The sequence below is a fragment of the Sphingobium sp. VMM genome, from assembly GCF_056790315.1.
In genome coordinates this window covers 110,509-128,860 of the sequence record NZ_JBXGSI010000018.1, presented here as the reverse complement: position 1 = coordinate 128,860, position 18,352 = coordinate 110,509, and the positions used below count along the sequence as shown (strand labels likewise).

General features: G+C 67.1%; 13 protein-coding genes. 6 read left to right on the top strand and 7 right to left on the bottom strand.

The annotated features are described in order from the left end of the window. The first annotated feature begins 67 nt into the window (after window positions 1–67). The 3 genes from ACUCV3_RS20880 to ACUCV3_RS20870 are packed head-to-tail and all read left to right on the top strand — an operon-like array spanning window position 68 to window position 4,613. On the top strand, window positions 68–2,464 hold the full coding sequence (locus tag ACUCV3_RS20880; protein WP_482241104.1) for a beta-galactosidase: 2,397 nt from the start codon (window positions 68–70) through the stop codon (window positions 2,462–2,464). Beyond that, entirely contained in the window at window positions 2,461–3,672 is a 1,212-nt protein-coding gene (locus ACUCV3_RS20875) for a glycosyl hydrolase 53 family protein (RefSeq protein ID WP_482241103.1), read from the top strand. Before ACUCV3_RS20880 ends, ACUCV3_RS20875 begins: the two co-directional genes overlap by 4 nt. Beyond that, entirely contained in the window at window positions 3,672–4,613 is a 942-nt protein-coding gene (locus ACUCV3_RS20870) for a glycoside hydrolase family 43 protein (RefSeq protein ID WP_482241102.1), read from the top strand. Before ACUCV3_RS20875 ends, ACUCV3_RS20870 begins: the two co-directional genes overlap by 1 nt. Here ACUCV3_RS20870 and ACUCV3_RS20865 read toward each other — a convergent pair. The 7 genes from ACUCV3_RS20865 to ACUCV3_RS20835 all read right to left on the bottom strand — a co-directional run bounded on the left by ACUCV3_RS20865 (window position 4,569) and on the right by ACUCV3_RS20835 (window position 12,985). Next, window positions 4,569–6,011, bottom strand: a complete 1,443-nt coding sequence (locus tag ACUCV3_RS20865) for an efflux transporter outer membrane subunit (RefSeq protein WP_482241101.1) — start codon at window positions 6,009–6,011, stop codon at window positions 4,569–4,571. The genes ACUCV3_RS20870 and ACUCV3_RS20865 overlap by 45 nt on opposite strands. Beyond that, window positions 6,004–6,906 (bottom strand): efflux RND transporter periplasmic adaptor subunit, encoded by a 903-nt coding sequence (locus ACUCV3_RS20860; protein ID WP_010337503.1) that lies wholly within the window; start codon window positions 6,904–6,906, stop codon window positions 6,004–6,006. The genes ACUCV3_RS20865 and ACUCV3_RS20860 overlap by 8 nt, the downstream gene beginning before the upstream one ends. Then, window positions 6,903–7,118 carry a DUF1656 domain-containing protein gene (locus tag ACUCV3_RS20855; protein WP_482241100.1) on the bottom strand — a complete coding sequence of 72 codons (216 nt, stop codon included), beginning with the start codon at window positions 7,116–7,118 and terminating at the stop codon, window positions 6,903–6,905. The genes ACUCV3_RS20860 and ACUCV3_RS20855 overlap by 4 nt, the downstream gene beginning before the upstream one ends. Next, window positions 7,115–9,223: an FUSC family protein gene (locus ACUCV3_RS20850; protein ID WP_482241099.1), complete on the bottom strand. Its 2,109-nt coding sequence runs from the start codon at window positions 9,221–9,223 to the stop codon at window positions 7,115–7,117. The genes ACUCV3_RS20855 and ACUCV3_RS20850 overlap by 4 nt, the downstream gene beginning before the upstream one ends. Further along, on the bottom strand, window positions 9,220–9,630 hold the full coding sequence (locus ACUCV3_RS20845) for a MarR family winged helix-turn-helix transcriptional regulator (protein ID WP_251007672.1): 411 nt from the start codon (window positions 9,628–9,630) through the stop codon (window positions 9,220–9,222). The genes ACUCV3_RS20850 and ACUCV3_RS20845 overlap by 4 nt, the downstream gene beginning before the upstream one ends. A 143-nt stretch (window positions 9,631–9,773) precedes the next feature. After that, entirely contained in the window at window positions 9,774–10,076 is a 303-nt protein-coding gene (locus ACUCV3_RS20840; protein ID WP_004209325.1) for a hypothetical protein, read from the bottom strand. A 23-nt stretch (window positions 10,077–10,099) separates the two neighbouring features. Beyond that, window positions 10,100–12,985, bottom strand: coding sequence for a M16 family metallopeptidase (locus ACUCV3_RS20835; protein WP_482241098.1), 2,886 nt, complete (start codon window positions 12,983–12,985; stop codon window positions 10,100–10,102). Window positions 12,986–13,171: 186 nt separating this feature from the next. Between ACUCV3_RS20835 and ACUCV3_RS20830 the strand changes: the two genes are divergently transcribed. The 3 genes from ACUCV3_RS20830 to ACUCV3_RS20820 all read left to right on the top strand — a co-directional run bounded on the left by ACUCV3_RS20830 (window position 13,172) and on the right by ACUCV3_RS20820 (window position 18,242). Continuing rightward, window positions 13,172–14,839, top strand: coding sequence for a M28 family metallopeptidase (locus tag ACUCV3_RS20830; protein WP_482241097.1), 1,668 nt, complete (start codon window positions 13,172–13,174; stop codon window positions 14,837–14,839). Window positions 14,840–14,934: 95 nt separating this feature from the next. Then, a complete protein-coding gene (gene clpB / locus ACUCV3_RS20825; RefSeq protein WP_482241096.1) occupies window positions 14,935–17,514 on the top strand; it encodes an ATP-dependent chaperone ClpB in 2,580 nt (859 codons plus the stop codon). Then, window positions 17,511–18,242 (top strand): 2OG-Fe(II) oxygenase family protein, encoded by a 732-nt coding sequence (locus tag ACUCV3_RS20820; RefSeq protein ID WP_107917527.1) that lies wholly within the window; start codon window positions 17,511–17,513, stop codon window positions 18,240–18,242. The genes clpB and ACUCV3_RS20820 overlap by 4 nt, the downstream gene beginning before the upstream one ends. The last annotated feature ends 110 nt before the right edge of the window (window positions 18,243–18,352 follow it).

The window sequence follows — 18,352 nt, the reverse complement described above, 5'->3', positions numbered from 1 at the left end:
GGGTGGGCGCGGGACAACCCCGATCCAAGAGGAGGGCTCAGCCTCCCGTTTCATCACAGGAGGACGGATGCCCGATATCGACCGGCGCACGGCGCTGACTGCCACGGGCCTTGCCGGCCTGGGCCTCGCCCTTCCCGCTGACGCCCTTGCCCAGACGGCCAACAGCCTGGACGCGCGCAAGCCGGGCCTGCCGCTCAAGTCCGGGCATCTCCATATGGGCACCGGCGCCGGGACGCAGGGGCGGATCGGCATCACCAATCTCTATCTGACCCGCGACGACCGGCCCTGGCTGCCGGTGATGGGCGAATTTCACTTCACCCGCTTCCCGAGCGAATATTGGGAAGAGGAATTGCTGAAGATGAAGGCGGCCGGTGTCGGCATCGTCGCCTCCTATGTGCTGTGGAACCATGTCGAGCTAGCGCCCGGCAGGATCGACTGGACCGGCGACCGCGACATCGGGCGCTTCGTGCGGCTCTGCCAGAAACATGGCCTGCTCTTCTTCCTGCGGCCCGGCCCCTGGGGCCATGCTGAGGCGCGCTTTGGCGGCATCCCCGACTGGATCGCCGGCAGCACCCGCACGCGCAGCAACGACCCGGCCTATATGGCGCAGGTCGAGCGCTTCTGGCGCGGGCTGCACGATCAGCTCAAGGGGCTGATGTGGAAGGATGGCGGGCCGATCGTCGGCATGCAGGTCGAGAATGAATATAATCTGGGTGGCCCCGGACAGGGCCGGGAGCATATCGCCGCGCTGAAGGCGCTGGCGCTGCGGATCGGCTTCGACGTGCCGCTCTATACCGTGACCGGATGGGACCAGACCGTCTATCCCAAGGGCGAGGTGGTGCCGGTGCATGGCGGCTATCCCGACGAACCCTGGTCGGCGAAGACGGTCAAGCTGCCGCCCAAGGAAAATTACCTGTTCCGCTTCGACAGCCGGGTGAGCGGCGACCTGGGCGCGCAGACGCGCGGCGGGCGGCGCGGCGACGCCGACAGCGACATGGAAGATACGCCCTTCCTGGGCGCGGAATATGGCGGCGGCGTGCCGGTCATGTACCGGCGGCGGCCATTGCTGCAGCCGGCCGACGTGGCGGCGGCGGTGACGACGCAGGTCGGGTCGGGCGTCAATCTGCTGGGCTATTATATGTTCCATGGCGGCGCCAACCCGCTGGCGAACGGACGCATGCTGGAGGAAACGCAGCGGTCTGGCGGCTATAATGACTGCCCGGCGATCGCCTATGATTTCCAGGCGCCGATCGGCCAATATGGCGAGGTCAATCCGGTGAGCGCGGCGCTGCGCCCGCTCCATTATTTCCTGGCCGCCTATGGCGAGACGCTGGCGCCGATGACGGTGCATGCGCCGGCCGTGCTGCCAGCCGACAAGGATGACCTGAAGACGCTGCGCTGGGCGGTGCGGGCGAAGGGGGACACCGGCTTCCTGTTCGTCAACAATCATGTCCGCCAATATGGCACGGCGGCGCATCCCGGCACGCAGTTCAATGTGACATTGGCCGGCGGCCCGGTCCGCCTGCCGAGCCGGCCGGTGACGATCGCGCCGGGCGACAATTTCTTCTGGCCGATCGGCATGGATCTGGACGGGGTGCGGCTCGACTGGGCGACGGCGCAGCCGGTAACGCGCATCGCCGACCGGGACGGGCCGATCCATGTGATGGCGGCCTGCCTGCCCGGCCCCGTGGAGCTGGCCTTCCCGGCGGGCACCAAGGTCGATGCACCGGCGCGCAGCGAAGGCGGGCGGGTGATCGTGCAGGTGCCGCCATCCGCGACGCGCCCGGTGCGGGTGACGGGCGCGGACGGGCGATCGGTGCGGCTGATGCTGATCGACCGGGAGGCGGCAAAGCGTATCTGGGTCGGCGAGATCGGTGGCGAGCGGCGCGTGGTGCTGAGCGCGGCGGATGTGCTGTTCGGGCCGGACGGGCTGGAACTGCGCCAGCGCGGCGAGGCGCGTTTCGCCTGGCAGATATTGCCCGGCAAGCCGGCGATGATGACGGCGAAGGCGACAGCTATCGCGCCCCTGCCCTTCACCCGGACGCGCGAGGCCGGCACGGCGCCGCCTATCGAGATTGGCGGGCCGGCCAAGGCGGCGATGCAACCCCTGCCCGAGGCGCACAAGGCGGCGGCGGCGTTTAGCTTCACCATTCCGAAGGATGTGTTGGCGAAGGGCGGCGACGCCTTTCTGGAGATCGACTGGCGCGGCGATATCGGCCGGCTGTTCGATGGCCCCGACATGCTGGACGATGCCTATTGGGACGGGCGGGTCTGGCGGATCGGCCTCAAGCGCTTTGCCGCGCGGCTGGGCCGGCCCTGGACGCTGACGGTGATGCCGCTGCGCGCCGATGCACCCATCTATCTGGATGATGCCGCGCGGGCGAAGCTGCCGGCGGGGGCGCAGGTGGCAACGCTGGAGGTGCTGCGCATCGTCCCGGAATATCGCATGGAGGTGAAGGCATGACCCGGTTCACGCGTCGCGGCACATTCGGCCTCGCCACCCTGCCCTTGCTGGCCCGGCCGGCGCTGGCCAAGGTAAGCAAGAATGGCGCGCGGCCCGGCCCCTATCTGATCGGCGCCGATGTGAGCTGGGTGCCCGAGGATGAGGCGGCGGGGGCGCGCTATTTCGTGGGCGACGTGCAGAAAGACCCGATCCTGATCCTGCGCGATGCCGGGTTCAACGCGATCCGGCTGCGCATCTTCGTCGATCCGGCCAAGGGCTATTCCAGGCGGGAACCGGACAAGGGCTGGGCTGGCCTGGCCCAGACGGTGAAGCTGGGCAAGCGGGTGCGCGATGCCGGCATGGGGCTGGTGCTGAGTTTTCATTATAGCGACACCTGGGCCGACCCGGAGCATCAGGCGGTGCCGGCGGCCTGGGCCGGTTATGACCTGCCGGCGCTGGCCAAGGCGGTCGAGGCGCATACCCATGACACGCTGGTGGCGATGCGCGCGGGCGGCGCGCCGGTCGACATGGCGGTGATCGGCAATGAAACGACCTTCGGCATGTTGTGGCCCCATGGCCGGGTGAAGCTGTCGACGTCGACCGGCAATCCGGTGACCGACGCCAATCATGCCAGGGTCGGCGAGGTTGGCGGGTTCGACGGCTTTGCCGCGCTGCTGCGCGCGGGGATTGCCGGTGCGCGCCGGGCCGAGCCGGGGGTCGCGATCCAGGTGCATAATCATCTGGGCCGGCACTGGCCGATCGTACGCGAATGGACCGATGCGCTGATCGCGCGGCAGGTGGATTTCGATGTGATCGGCTTTTCCTGCTACCAGCAGCGGGCGCAGGGCGACTGGGCCACGACCTTCAGCGAATATGTGAAGCGCTATCCCGACAAGGGGCTGCTGGTCGCCGAATATTCGAGCCGCAAGCGCTATATCAACGATCTGGTCCACGCCCTGCCCGGCAAGCATGGCTGGGGCACATTCATCTGGGAGCCGATCCGGCACCAGGAGGCGATTTTCGACCAGGACGGGCATAATGCCGGCGAAGGCGCCAAGCCCGACCTGATCAGCCAGGGGCTGAATGGGGCGGAGGCGCCGGGCGGACTGGCATCGCAGCAGCCGGCCGTGCCGAAACCCGAACCGACCGGGCCGATGGGCCATGGCGGCGACTATGTCGCCAACAAGCTGCTCGACCTCTACCCGCAAATGGCCAAGGATTATCGCTGATGAGACGGCGCGACTTCACATTGGGGCTGGGCGCGCTGGCGCTGGCGGGGTGCGCCACCCGATCGGCGGCGCGCGCCGATGACCTGCTGGTCTTTGCCTATTTCACCACCGGCAAGGGCGAGGCCGATGGCCTCAAACTGGCGGTGAGCGAGGATGGCTTTGCTTTTCGCACGCTGGCGGACGGGCGCAGCCTGCTGGTGCCGCAGGTGGGCGAGAAGAAGCTGATGCGCGACCCCTATCTGTTCGCGGACAAGGGCGTCTATCATCTGCTGTGGACCACCGCCTGGGAAGGGGTGACGATCGGCCATGCGACCAGCCGCGATCTGGTCCACTGGTCGGAGCAGCGCGCCATTCCGGTGATGCAGGACGTGCCGGGCACCCGCAATTGCTGGGCGCCCGAGGCGGTGCGCGATCCGGCGACCGGGCGCCACATCCTGTTCTGGTCGAGCACGGTAGAGGGCCGTTTCACCGAGACGGCGGGGACATCGGAATCGGGCTATAATCATCGGCTCTGGTCGGTCAGCACGGCCGATTTCGAGACGTTCAGCGCGCCCGCGCCGCTCTATGATCCCGGCTTCAGCGTGATCGACGGGACGTTCGCGCAGGCGCCGGGCGGCGACCTCTATCTGATCGTCAAGGACGAGACGGTGCAGCCGCCGCACAAATGGCTGCAGGTGGCGAAGGCGGACAGCCCGACCGGGCCGTTCGGGCCGCTGTCACCGCCCTTCTCGCCCGGCTGGGTCGAAGGGCCGATGAGCGCGCAGGTCGGCGATGCGCTGCTCTGCTATTATGACGTCTACAAGGAGGGTCGCTGGGGCGCGGCGATGACCCGCGACATGGTGACGTGGACCGACGTCAGCGCGCGCCTGACCATGCCGGCCGGCGCGCGCCACGGATCATTGCTGCGCGTTCCCCGCGCTCTGGTTGCCGACATCGTCTGAGGTCCAGCCGCCGCCCAGCGCCAGGAAGATGGCGATCTGGTCTTGCACCAGCTGGACGCGGGCGGCCGCGGCCGAGGATTCGGCGCTGGCGAGGCTGCGCTGGGTATCGAGCAGGTCGAGGAAATCGCTGCGGCCAAAGCGGAACAGCTTGTTCGCCTGCCCCGCCGAGACATTGGCGCTGTCGCGCGCGCGATCGAGCGCAGCGGCCTTTTCCGCATCGCGGCGATAGGTTTCGAGCGCGGTTTCGGTCTGGCGCAGCGCTTCCAGCACGCTGCCGTCGAAGCTGGCGAGATCGGCCTGCACCTGGGCATCGGCCTGGGCGATCCGGGCCTTCACCACCGGGCGATTGGGGAAGGTCCAGCTGATGAGCGGGCCGAGGCTGAAGCCGAAGGCGGAACCGGAGCCGAAATCCTTGAGCGGGCCGGACAGGCCGACCGAGCCGCCGATGCTGACCTGCGGATAGAGATCGGCCATGGCGACGCCCAGGGTCGCGGTGTCGGAGGCGATCATGCGTTCGGCCTGGCGGATGTCGGGGCGGCGACGGATCAGCGCGGTGCCATCGCCCACCGGCAGCGGCGCGCCAAGCGACGGCAGAGTGGCGCAGCTTTCCACATCCCTGGGATAATCGGCCGGCGGACGGCCGAGCAGGGTGGCGAGCAGATAGAGGCCGCTCTGGCGCTGGGCTTCATAGACCGGCAGCGTCGCCTCGCTCTGGTCCACTGCCGCCTGGGCGCGGCTGACGTCGAAGGCGGTGCCGCGACCGCCCTTGAACAGGCGCTGGGTGGCGTTCAGCGTATCGCGCTGGAGCGAGACGACCCGGCGATTGACGCCGAGCGCATAATTGGCGGCGCAGACCTGGGCATAGGCCTTGGCCGTGGCGGCGGCGACGCTGACGCGGACATAGTCGCGCGCGGCGGTCACCGCCTCGACATTGGCGCCGCTCGATTCGATCGCGCGGCGGATGCGACCGTTGAGGTCGAGCGGATAGGAGGCGCTGAGGCCGAAATCATAGCTGACCGAGCCGGGCAGATGCTGGGTCACGCCCGAGGGACGCGCCAGCGTTTCGCCGCCGCTGATCGTGGTGCTGATCTGGCGCCCCGCCTCCGTCTCGCGCAGCACGGCCTGCGCCGCGGTGAGATTGGCGTCGGCGACGCGCAGGTCGGTATTGGCGGTCAGTGCCTCGGCGATCAGTGCGTCGAGCCGGGGATCATTATAGAGTTTCCACCAATGGTCGGGCAGGTCGGCATTGCTGAAGCCCGCGCCCTGCGCCGACTGGAAAGCGCCCTGCGCGCCCGGCGCGGTCGCGGCCGAATGTTCGGGCGGTTGATAATCCGGCCCGGCGGTGGCGCAGGCGCTGAGCGCCAGTGCCATCAAGGACGTGGCGATACCCTTACGCATGGCGGCAGCTTCCCGGCTTGGCATCCTTCTTCGCCGGTTCGACCGTCACCGTGGCGGTGCGGCCCGAGATCAGCGTGATATTGGCCGGGACATTGGTGAGCTTCACCCGGACCGGGATGCGCTGGGCAAGGCGGACCCAGGAGAAGGTCGGCTCCACCGTGGGCAGGAGGTTGCCGGAATCGCTGCGGGTCGAGTCATTGATGCCATAGGCGATGCTTTCGACCTTGCCGTGCAGATCCTGCTTCTCGCCCATCAGGCGGACGGTGACCGGCGCGCCGATGCAGACCAGAGGCAGCTTGGTTTCCTCGAAATAGCCCTCGACCCGCAGGCTGTCGCTGTCGATCAGTGCCATCGCCTGGGTGCCGGCGCCCAGATAGTCGCCGGGATGCAGATCGAGATTGGTGACGACGCCGTTGACCGAGGCACGGACCTGGGTGCGCTTGAGGTTCAAGGCGGCGGCGTCGCGCGCGCTCCGCGCCTCGGCCAGCGCGGCCTGCGCCGTGGCGACGCGGGCGACATTCTGTTCATGGCTTTCCTTGGCGACGAGATCGCCCAGCGCCAGATCGCGGGTAGCCTCCCGCCGGGCCTGGCCGAGCGTCGCCTGGGCGCTGGCGATCTGCGCCTCCGCCTGTTCCAGCGCCAGCGCATAGCGCGGCGTGTCGATGACGAAGAGCAGGTCGCCCGCCTTCACCTGCTGATTGTCGCGCACCGCGACCGAGGTGACGAGGCCGCCGATATCGGGCGTCACGCGCACCACATCGGCGCGGACACGACCGTCGCGGGTCCAGGGGCTGCGCTCATAATGGTTCCACATCCACACCGCGACGATGACGGCGAGGATGACGATGATGATGGTGGCGGCGCTGCGGATCAGCGTCCCGGTCAGGCGGTTCATAGGCGGATTCCCAGCATCGGAACGAGAATGGACAGGCCCCCGAGCGTCAGCACGAACAGGCTGAGGTCGACGAGGGCCCGATAGGCAAGAAAGCGATAGAGGCCGAACGCCGCGATCAGGCGGGTGAGGCCATAGGTGATGATCAGCGCGGCCAGCGCCAGCGCCAGCAGCGTGGGGAAGAAGACCCCGTCGATGGACAATTCGCCGGTCATGCGGGAACTCCGTTCAGGGGGGTCTTTGGGGTCATGGGGGGCATGCGATAGCCGGCGCTGTCGGCGAAGAGATTACGGCGCAGGCTGACCAGCGCCAGGATCGCATCGCGGCGGACCGAGGGCGCCGGATTGGCGGCAAGGTCGCCGATGGCGCTGTCGATGTCATCGAGCAGCGCAGGGTCGGCCGCGGCCGGCGCATCGGGATCGAGCCGGCGATAATGGTCGGCCACGCCGCCCAGCACCCGGCCAAGCGGAGCGCCTTCGTCGAAGGGGAGATCGACGCGGAGCTGGCGCAATTCGCCGATGGCGACGCCGGTGCGCAGGTCGCGCAGCGCGTCATAGAGCGGCTTGCCGCTGTCGGTGCGAATGGCGGCGAGGCGCGGGGCGAGCAGCGCGATGCGATCAAGCATGCGGTTGATCCAGCCGCGCACGTCGGGCTGGCTCATGAGGTTGGCGCGAGTGGCGATATCCGCCCAGCCGGCGCGCACGGTGCGGCGCACGGCGCGCTCCACCCCGGCCGATTGCAGCAGGCCGGCCATGATGATCGCGAACCAGATGCCGACCAGCTGTGCCACCGAGCCGTTCACATAGGAGGCGAAGGCGCTGACATAGGCACTGGAGAGCAGCACCGGACTGCCCAGGCCGAGCAGCGTCGGCAACGCAATGCCCATCCAGCGCGGCGAGGCCATCATTGCGCCCAGTATCAGCAGCGGCGGCGCATAGGCCAGGGCGAGCATGGCGAAGCCGTCCAGCCGGGGCATGATGGCATAGCCGTAGAGGGCGCCGAGGAATGTGGCGATGATCGTGCCGATCATGAAGCCCTTGAGCGGGGCGAGCGGATTGTCCGACGCGGAGAAGAGGGCGAGGAAGACGCCGGCCAGCATCACCGCGCTGCCGCCATCATGCCAGCCGCTGCCGATCCACAAGGCACAGCCGATCGTCACCGTCATGAAGGCGGCGAAGGCGCCCCGCGCGGCCCCGGCATAATCGCGATGCAGTTCGCGGTTGCGGCGCCCCTCCAGCAGTTCGGCGACGCGCGGCGTCACCGGGCTGCGGCTGTGAGTCAGCATCTGATCGAACAGGTCGCGGCAGTCGCGATGGACGGCGATCAGCGTGCCGAGGCGGGAATAGAGACTGAGCCGCATCATACCGGCCCAGTCCATATGGCTGTCGGCTGTCGGCTCCAGCGCGGCGCAGCGGTCGATCAGCGCCTGGGCGCCGGCGGCGCGGGTCGCACTGTCGGTGCCGGGATGATCGAGCCAGTCGCGCGCATCGGCGATCAACTGTTCGACCTGGGCCGGGACGATGCCGTCATTGGCCTGTTTCAGCATGGCCAGCCGATCCTCGACCGCGGCGCCCAGCGGCAGCAGCAGCGAGAGCTGGTCCTGCATCGCGCGCACGGTGCGGACGCGCGGCGCGAGGCGGCTGATGTCGAAGGGCAGATGGATCGACATCTGGTGCAGTTCGGTGACGTCCTGCGCCAGGCGGCGGCGTTCGGCATCGAGACCGGGCACCGGTTCGGTCGCGATAGCGTCGCGCGACCAGCGTTCGGCATCGCGCAGCATGGCTTCGACACGGGCGAACAGATTGCCGGTGATCGAGCCGGGCAGGACGACGCCATGGACGATGCTGCCGCAGGCGATGCCGATCCAGATTTCCTGCACGCGCAGGGTGGCAACGGTGAAGATGGTCTGGGGCGAGTCGACGTCGGGGAAGACGATCAGGCAGGCGCTGTAGCCGGCCAGCACGAACATGTAGGAGCGCGGCGTGCGATCGAGCAGCGACACGAAGACGCAAAGCGCCAGCCAGGCGGCCATGGCGAGGGTCAGGAGTTCGGGCGAATTGACCAGCGGCGGGACGATCGCGACGGAGAAGGCGGCCCCGACGATGGTGCCGATGGCGCGGAAGATCGCCTTGGAAATCACCGCGCCGGCGAGCGGCTGGGCGACGATATAGGAGGTAAGGAAGGCCCAATAGGGGCGTTCCAGCCCAATGCTGAGCGCCACATAAAGGGCCAGCATCGCCGCCAGGAAACATTTGAGCGAGAATAGCGCGGCGGGAACGCCGAGGCGCTCGCTCCAGGCTGACAAAGCGGCCTTTTTCATGACTGGCCCCGGCGCTCCCCGATACGGCGTCGCAGCAGTTCTAACAGATTGACGGCGGTCTCGATATCCGCCTCTGGCACACCATCGAGCAGGTCGTTGCGCATGTTGCTGAGCCGCGTTTCGATGCGGCCGACAAGGTCGCGACCGGAGGTGGTGAGCGACAGGCAGTTGGACCGGCGATCCTCCGGATTGGGGGTGCGCTCAATCAGGGCGGCGGCCTGAAGATGGTCGAGGGTGCGGACCAGCGAAGGCTGGGTGATGCCCAGTACGTCGGCCAGTTCGATCTGGCGCACGTCGGCGCCCAGCCGGTCGAGATAGAGAAGACACCAGCCGGCGGAATTGGAGACGCCGAATTCGGCCAGGGTGGAATCGGCAAGCTGGCGCCAGAGGCGCGCAATCTGCGGCATATTATGCGCCAGGGCGCGCTGAAGGTCGGTCCGATTCACAAACGCTTAGATAGCTAACTAATTTTATAGTGCAACGGGTCGGCCATGAATTTTTGGTAATGTCGGCTGCGGCCCGGCATGAACCGGGCCGCAGCCGATCGGGATTATGCGCGACGCGTGCCGGTGAAGGGCGCGGCACCGAAGGCGCCGAGCTGCATCGTGCCGGTCAGGCTTTCGCCGGTGATTTCGGCTTCGCATTCCAGCGTCATCGGCATGGGGATGGTCATTTCCATCTTCCAGGTCAGCTTGTTGCCGGCGACAACGCCATCCTTGACGTCGAGCGAGCCCATCATGCCGGCAAAGGTGCCGTTGAAGCGGTCGCCCGTGCTGATCACGGTGAACACGCCGGTCTGTTCGCCCAGCGGGGTCTTAGCCACGCAATCATAGGCACCATCCACTGCAGCCATCTCACTTCTCCTTTACGTTAGCGTCAATCAGCCAATGTGCCCATTTCCACCGGCAGCCCGACCGCGTCAAGCTGGGGCTTCACCAATTTCGCATCGCCGACCACGACCCAGATCAGACGATCGGGGTTGATCGCCTCGCGCGCGGCCTGATCCATCTGCGCCGCGGTGATGGCGCGATAGGTTGCCGGCAGGGTGGCATAATAGTCGTCGGGCCGGCCGAGCAGATTGTTGCGCATCATCGCCGAAAGCAGGTCGGACGAGGTTTCGAAGCTGCCGGGCAGCGACAGGATCTGGCCGTTGATGGTCTGGTCGCGCTCCGCCTGGGTCGTGCCCTTGCTGGTCAGGAAATCCTTGATGTCCTGGCGCGCGGCGATGATCGATTCGCCGGTCTTGTCGGTCTGGACCGGGGCATAGACCAGCAGCGGGATGGTTTCCTTGACGCCGGGCATGCCGGTGCCCGCGCCATAGGCCCAGCCCTTCGCCTCACGCAGGTCCATGGTCAGGCGCGAGGTGGTGCTGCCGCCCAGCACCTCGTTCGCGGTGATGAGGGTGACCGGATTGTCGGTGCCCGACTTGTTGGTGAGCTGGCCGGCGAGGATCATCGACTGCGGGCTTTGCGGCTTGTCGATGAGGACGATGCGCGACGGACGCATCATGCGGTCCATGCGGAACAGCTTGGCGCCCTTGGCAAGGGCCGGCGCCTTCCAGTCGCCGAAGCGCTTTTCGAGCAGCGGCAGCAGTTCAGCGAGCGTCGTGTCGCCGGTGGCGAAGATGGTCGCATTGTCGGGGCGCATCCATGTGTCATGGAAGGCGACCAGATCGGCGCGCGTCACCGCCTTCACCCCGCTTTCGGTGCCCGAGCCGGTGAAGGGAATGCCATAGGGATGGGCCTGGCCATAGAGCATCGGCGGCAGCATGCGCTGGGCGATGGCCATGGGCTGGGTCTTTTCCGCGGCGATGCGGGTCAGCATCTGGCTGCGCAGCCGTTCCACTTCCTTGGGATCGAAGGCGGGGTTGCGAATGATGTCGGCGAGCAGGCCGAGCGAGGCGTCGAGATTGGGCTTGAGCGCATAGAGGCCGACATTGGTGGCATCCATGCTGTTGGCCGCGCTGATGCCGGCGCCCAGACGTTCCTGCTCCTCGGAAATCTGCACCGAGTTGCGGCTGGTGGTGCCTTCGTCGAGCAGGGCGGTGGTGAGCGCGGCGGTGCCGAGCTTCTGCCGGTTGTCGGCGGCATTGCCCGCATCGAAGGCGACCGAGACCTTGACCACCGGCACGGTGGCGCGGCGCGAGAAGACGACCGACACGCCGTTCGACAGCTTCGCGCGTTCGACCGGCGGGAAGACCAGATCCTTGACCGGCTCGATCGGCGGCTCGGCGACCTTGGTCGGCGGCGGCGGCGTGCCGGCCTTGGGCGCTGGGCCATTGGGATCGCGGAAATGGGCGGGATGCATGGTGGCGCTGCCCGTCGGCGCATTGCCGGCGAGCGCATTATCCTCGGCCGAGCGTTCGCCCGGCGACACGGTCAGGCGGAAAACCGGGCGGCCCAGCCATTTGCGCGCGGCGGCCGAGACGCTGGCGGGCGTCGCGGCGGCATAGATGGCGAGATCCTTCTTATATTTGCCGGGATCATTGGAATAGACCGCGCCTTCGGCCAGGGTCACCGCCTTGCCCGAGAAGCCGCCGACCTTTTCAAGGCCGCCGATCGTGCCGGAGAGCTGCTGGGTCGCGGCGCGCAGCACTTCGTCCGCGCTGGGGCCCTTGGCGAGATAGTCGGCGAGCAGCGCGTCGAGCCGCTTGCCCACGGCGACCGGATCCTGGCCCGGCTTCACGTCGACGGTGATTTCGACCATCGACAGCTTCTCGAACGGCTGGATGCTGGCCTTGACCGCGACCGCCACCTTCTCGTCGCGGACCAGGATATTGTCGAGGCGCGAGGAGCCGAGGCCACCGAACACCGAGAGGGCAAGGTCAAGCTGCTGCAGGTCGGGCGAGTTGACGCCGGGGACGATCCAGTTGCGGTAGAGGCGGGTGGCAGCGACATTGTCGTGCATCACCTTTTCCACATCCTTGTCGAGCGTCGGCACGGTCGCGTCGACATCCTGCGGCGCCGGGCCGGAGGCGATGTTGCCGAACCATTTTTCAACCTTCGCCCTGGCGGTCGGCACGTCGATGTCGCCGGCCAGCACCAGGGTGGCATTGTTGGGGCCATAGTGAGTCTTGAACCAGCTCTGGACGTCGGCGAGGCTGGCCGCGTTCAGATCCGCCATCGAGCCGATGGTCGAGTGGCGATAGGGATGGCCTTCGGGCAGCATGCCGGCAAGCTGGGCATATTCGACCAGGCCATAGGGCTCATTCTCGCCCATGCGCTTTTCATTCTGGACGACGCCGCGCTGGGCATCGAGCTTGGTCTGGGTCACGGCGCCGAGCAGATGGCCCATGCGGTCGGATTCCAGGAACAGTGCGCGATCGAGCGCGCCGGTCGGCACCGTCTCGAAATAATTGGTGCGGTCGAACCAGGTCGTGCCGTTCCAGTCGGTGGCGCCGATATCTTCCAGACGGCCGAAGAAGGGACCGTCGGCATTTTCCGAGCCATAGAACATCAGATGTTCGAACAGATGGGCAAAGCCGGTCTTGCCGGCGGGCTCGAAGCGCGAGCCGACATGATACCAGACCGAAACGGCGACGATCGGCGCCTTGCGATCGGTATGGACGATGACCCGCAGACCGTTCGCCAGGCGAAATTCCTGATAGGGGATGTCCACCGCCGAAACGAGGCTGGAGAGCGGCGCGGGCGCGGCGGCGGCAGCGGCCGGAGCGGCCTGCGCGGCGGAGCCAAGCGGCGCGAACGCAAGCGCGGACAGGCCGAGCATCAGGGGAAGCCGGCGGGACATGCGGGTAAGGATCATGAAGACCTCTAGGACAGGAGGGCAGTCGATACGGCCGGGACGGACCCCGCCGCGATGGCGCGCAGCATAGCGGGGCGTGATAGCGGCGCAATACGCATGATATCGACAAGCGGAGGCTGGACAGCGACGGGGCGCAGCGGCAAGTCTGCACGCCATCATCCATAGAGACGGAAAGTCCCCGATCCCATGAAACGCCTGGCCCTGCTGGCCGCCACCGCCGCCCTTGTGCTGCCCGCCACCCTGCCCGCCCAGACCACTGCCCCAGCGGCATCGGACACCCCGACCTTTTCGGCCGCAGCGGTGCGCGCCCATGTCGAATTTCTGGCCGACGACCTGCTGAAGGGGCGCGACACCGGCAGCGAAGGGCATGAAATCGCCGCCCGCTATGTCGCCAGCCAGTTCGACGGGCTGGGCCTCAAGCCCGCCGGCGACAATGGAAGCTGGCTGCAACGCATCGGCTTCCAGAAGACCGAGCGCGCCAAGACGCCGGGCACGCTGACCGTCACCGGTCCGGCCGGCACCAAAAGCTTCACCCATGCCGGCGACGTGCTGATCGGCATGAACGCGGCCGAACCCAAGCTGGACGTGTCGGCACCGCTGGTGTTCGTGGGCTATGGCCTGGAAAATGCGCGGCTCGGCCTTAACGACTATGCCGGGCTGGACGTGAAGGGGAAGATTGTCGTCACCCTGCGCGGCTATCCCAAGGGGCTGCCGAGCGAGGAAGGCGCGCATCTGTCCGCCACCAAGGGCAAGATCGCCGAGGCGCATGGCGCGATCGGCATGCTCTCGATCGGCACCCTCCAGTCGATGAAGGCCCGCCCCTGGAACCGCATGGTCCAGTTCGCCGATGAGCCCGACTTCACCTGGGTCTCGCCCGAGGGCGTGCCGTTCGACGCCGCCCCCGGCATCCGGGTCGGCGCCAGCCTGGACGATGCCGCGGCGCAGGCGGTGTTCGCCGGCGCGCCGACCAGCATCGCCACGATCCGCAAGATTGCCGACAAGGCCGGCGGCAAGCCCAAGGGCTTTGCGCTCAAGTCGACTGCCCAGATCCAGATCGAAAGCGTGAGCGAGCGGGTGACCAGCCCCAATGTCGTCGCCATCCTGCCCGGCAGCGACCCCAAGCTGAAAGACGAATATGTCGTCCTGTCGGCGCATCTCGACCATATCGGCATCAGCCCCGCCAAGCCGGGCGACAAGCCGGATACCGACCGCATCAACAATGGCGCGCTGGACAATGGCGCCGGCATCGCGACCATGCTGGAAGTCGCGCGCGCCATGGCCCAGTCGCCCAACAAGCCGCGCCGGTCGATCGTCTTCCTGGCCTCCACCGGCGAGGAGAAGGGCCTGCTGGGCGCGGACTATTATGCCCGCCATCCCACCGTGCCGGGCAAGCAGATCGTCGGCAATGTCGACCTGGACATGCCGCTGCTGCTCTATCCCTTCACCGATGTGATCGCGTTCGGCGCCGACCATTCGACGCTGGGGCCGATCGTCGCCAAGGCGGTTGCGCCGATGGGGATCAAGCTGGCCGCCGACCCGATGCCGCAGGAAACCATTTTCGTGCGGTCGGACCATTATATGTTCGTGAAGCAGGGCGTGCCCGCCGTCTTCCTGGCGACCGGCTATGCCAATGGCGGCGAGAAGGCCTGGGGCGAATTTCTGAGCGGCGCCTATCACCATCCCGGCGACGACATGAGCCAGAAGATCGACTGGGACGCGGGCGCCCGTTTTGCCGAGGCCAATTATCGCATTGCACGGGTTATGACCGATAGCGACACCCCGCCGCAATGGTACAAGGCGGACTTCTTCGGCGACCTGTTCGCACCGGAGGCGGCCAAGGCGCCCAAGCAGTAAGTAAAATAGGCAAGGGGCGCGGATTTTTTGCCCGCGCCCCTTGTGTGTCATTTTTGCAACATTACATCGCCAGCAATGCCTTGAAGGGGATGCTAATGAACCTCGAAAAATTCACCGACCGCGCCAAGGGTTTCCTCCAGTCGGCGCAGACCGTTGCGATCCGCATGAACCATCAGCGGATCAGCCCCGAACATCTGTTGAAGGCGCTGCTGGAAGATGAGCAGGGCATGGCGTCCGGCCTGATCAAGGCGGCGGGCGGCGATGCCGCGACCGCGCTGCGCGAGACCGATGCCGCGCTGGCCAGGGTGCCGGCCGTATCGGGCAGCGGCGCGCAGCAGACGCCGGGCCTGGACAATGATGCCGTGCGCGTGCTCGATAGCGCCGAGCAGGTGGCGCAGAAGGCGGGCGACAGCTTCGTCACCGTCGAACGGCTGCTGCTGGCGCTGACGCTGGCGACGACCACGACGGCGGGCAAGGCGTTGGCGACCGCCGGCGTGCGTGCCGAGGCGCTGAACGGCGCGATCAACCAGCTGCGCGGCGGCCGCACCGCCGACACTGCGGGGGCGGAAGACCGTTATGATGCGCTCAAGAAATTCGCCCGCGACCTGACCGAGGCGGCCAAGGCCGGCAAGCTCGATCCCGTGATCGGCCGCGACGAGGAAATTCGCCGCACCATCCAGATCCTGGCGCGTCGGACCAAGAACAACCCGGTGCTGATCGGCGAGCCGGGCGTCGGCAAGACCGCGATCGCCGAAGGGCTGGCGCTGCGCATCGCCCATGGCGACGTGCCCGATACGCTGAAGGACCGCACCTTGATGGCGCTCGACATGGGCAGCCTGATCGCGGGCGCCAAATATCGCGGCGAGTTCGAGGAGCGCCTCAAGGGCGTGCTCGACGAGGTGAAGGGCGCGGACGGGCAGATCATCCTGTTCATCGACGAGATGCACACGCTGATCGGCGCGGGCAAATCCGAGGGCGCGATGGATGCCGGCAATCTGCTCAAGCCTGCGCTGGCGCGGGGCGAGTTGCATTGCATCGGCGCGACCACGCTCGACGAATATCGCAAATATGTCGAGAAGGATCCGGCGTTGCAGCGGCGGTTCCAGCCGGTGTTCGTCGGCGAGCCGACGGTCGAGGACACGATCTCGATCCTGCGCGGCATCAAGGACAAATATGAGGCGCATCATGGCGTGCGCATCGCCGATGGCGCGATCGTGGCGGCGGCGACCCTATCCAACCGCTATATCACCGACCGCTTCCTGCCCGACAAGGCGATCGACCTGATGGACGAGGCGGCGAGCCGCATCCGCATGGAGGTGGAGAGCAAGCCCGAGGAAATCGAGAATCTCGACCGCCGGATCATGCAGCTGCAGATCGAGCGCGAGGCGCTGAAGAAGGAAAGCGACCAGGCGTCGAAGGACCGGCTGGCCAATCTGGAAACCGACCTCGCCAATCTGGAGCAGCAGTCGGCCGAGCTGACGACGCGCTGGCAGGCGGAGAAGGACAAGATCGCGAGCGAAGCCAAGCTGAAGGAACAGCTCGACGCGGCACGGCTCCAGCTGGAGCAGGCGCAGCGCGGCGGCGACTATGGCAAGGCCGGCGAGCTGCAATATGGCACCATCCCGCAGCTGGAAAAGCAGCTGGCCGAAGCCCAGGGCGCGTCCAAGGGCGCGATGCTGCGCGAGGAAGTGACGGCCGAGGATATTGCCAGCGTCGTGTCGCGCTGGACCGGCATTCCGGTCGACCGGATGATGGAAGGCGAGCGCGAGAAGCTGCTGGCGATGGAAGCCGAACTGGGCAAGCGGGTGATCGGCCAGGCCGATGCCGTGCGCGCGGTCGCGACCGCCGTGCGCCGCAGCCGGGCGGGTCTGCAGGATCCGAACCGGCCGCTGGGCAGCTTCCTGTTCCTTGGCCCCACGGGCGTCGGCAAGACCGAGCTGACCAAGGCGCTGGCCGGTTTCCTGTTCGACGACGAAAGCGCGATGGTGCGCATCGACATGAGCGAGTTCATGGAGAAGCACTCGGTCGCCCGGCTGATCGGCGCGCCTCCGGGCTATGTCGGCTATGAGGAAGGCGGCGTGCTGACCGAGGCGGTGCGGCGCCGGCCCTATCAGGTCGTGCTGTTCGACGAGGTCGAGAAGGCGCATGGCGACGTGTTCAACGTGCTGCTGCAGGTGCTGGACGATGGCCGCCTGACCGATGGCCAGGGCCGCACCGTCGACTTCACCAACACGATCATCGTGCTGACGTCGAACCTGGGCAGCCAATATATTGCCGCCCAGCCCGACGACGAGCCGGTCGAGAAGGTCGAGGACCAGGTGATGGAGATGGTGCGCAGTCATTTCCGCCCCGAATTCCTCAACCGGCTGGACGAGATCATCCTGTTCCACCGTTTGGGGGCCGGCCATATGGCGCCGATCGTCGATATCCAGGTGGCGCGGGTGCAGAAGCTGCTGAAGGACCGCAAGGTGGTGCTGAACCTGACCGACGGCGCGCGCGCCTGGCTGGGCCGGGTCGGCTATGATCCGGTCTATGGCGCGCGACCATTGAAGCGGGCGGTACAGCGCTATCTGCAGGATCCGCTGGCCGACCTGATCCTGCGCGGCGAGGTGCCTGACGGATCGACCGTGACGGTGGAAGATGGCGACGGCGCGCTGAAGCTCAGCGTCGCATGACGACAATGGTTGCGGATTTCCGGTTGGCCGATGGCATCGACATCGACCAGCTGCGATCCGACTATCAGCGCGACGGGCATGTCCGCATCGGTCCCTTCCTGACCGATGCGGCGGCCCGCGCGCTGGCCGCGCATCTGGACACGCGCGAGGATTGGCGGATCGTCCTCAATTCGGACGAGAAATTGTTCGAGATCGATCGCCCGACGGCGCAATCCATGACGCCGCAGCAATGGGGCGCCCTGAACCAGGCGGTGCATGAGGCGGCACGCCATGGCTTCCAGTTTCGCTATGCTAGTATTCGCGTGCCCGACGAGGAGCAGGCGCGCCGGCAGTCGCCGCATCTGCTCGACGCCTTCGTCCGCTTCATGGCGGGGCCGGAGGTGCTGGCGCTGGTCCGGGCGATCACCGGCAGCGAAGCGATCGGGTTCGCCGACGGGCAGGCGACCCGCTATGTCAGCGGCGATTTCCTGACCGGCCATGATGATGGGGTCGCGGGGAAGAATCGGCATGCCGCCTATGTCTTTGGCCTGACCAAGGGATGGCGGACCGAATGGGGCGGCTTGCTGATGTTCCATGGTGCCGATGGCGGCTTTTCCGGCCGGGTTCCGGCCTTCAACAGGCTCGACCTATTCCGCGTGCCACAATTGCACAGCGTCAGCTATGTCGCGCCTTCCGCTGGCGCAGCCCGGACGTCGGTGACCGGCTGGTTCCGGTCGGCGATGGGGTGAAGACGGCGACGGCGCACGGAGACCCAGTGTCGGCTAAGTCGGGCGCGCCGCGCGCCAGTTGGTCCTGAAAGGAGGGCGGCCCCGCAAGGGAGGGCCGCCCTTTTATATTA

Coding starts and splice junctions, on each gene's coding strand:
- ACUCV3_RS20880 (WP_482241104.1), top strand. CDS start 68: ATGCCCGATATCGACCGGCGCACGGCGCTGACTGCCACGGGCCTTGCC.
- ACUCV3_RS20875 (WP_482241103.1), top strand. CDS start 2,461: ATGACCCGGTTCACGCGTCGCGGCACATTCGGCCTCGCCACCCTGCCC.
- ACUCV3_RS20870 (WP_482241102.1), top strand. CDS start 3,672: ATGAGACGGCGCGACTTCACATTGGGGCTGGGCGCGCTGGCGCTGGCG.
- ACUCV3_RS20865 (WP_482241101.1), bottom strand. CDS start 6,011: ATGCGTAAGGGTATCGCCACGTCCTTGATGGCACTGGCGCTCAGCGCC.
- ACUCV3_RS20860 (WP_010337503.1), bottom strand. CDS start 6,906: ATGAACCGCCTGACCGGGACGCTGATCCGCAGCGCCGCCACCATCATC.
- ACUCV3_RS20855 (WP_482241100.1), bottom strand. CDS start 7,118: ATGACCGGCGAATTGTCCATCGACGGGGTCTTCTTCCCCACGCTGCTG.
- ACUCV3_RS20850 (WP_482241099.1), bottom strand. CDS start 9,223: ATGAAAAAGGCCGCTTTGTCAGCCTGGAGCGAGCGCCTCGGCGTTCCC.
- ACUCV3_RS20845 (WP_251007672.1), bottom strand. CDS start 9,630: ATGCCGCAGATTGCGCGCCTCTGGCGCCAGCTTGCCGATTCCACCCTG.
- ACUCV3_RS20840 (WP_004209325.1), bottom strand. CDS start 10,076: ATGGCTGCAGTGGATGGTGCCTATGATTGCGTGGCTAAGACCCCGCTG.
- ACUCV3_RS20835 (WP_482241098.1), bottom strand. CDS start 12,985: ATGATCCTTACCCGCATGTCCCGCCGGCTTCCCCTGATGCTCGGCCTG.
- ACUCV3_RS20830 (WP_482241097.1), top strand. CDS start 13,172: ATGAAACGCCTGGCCCTGCTGGCCGCCACCGCCGCCCTTGTGCTGCCC.
- clpB (WP_482241096.1), top strand. CDS start 14,935: ATGAACCTCGAAAAATTCACCGACCGCGCCAAGGGTTTCCTCCAGTCG.
- ACUCV3_RS20820 (WP_107917527.1), top strand. CDS start 17,511: ATGACGACAATGGTTGCGGATTTCCGGTTGGCCGATGGCATCGACATC.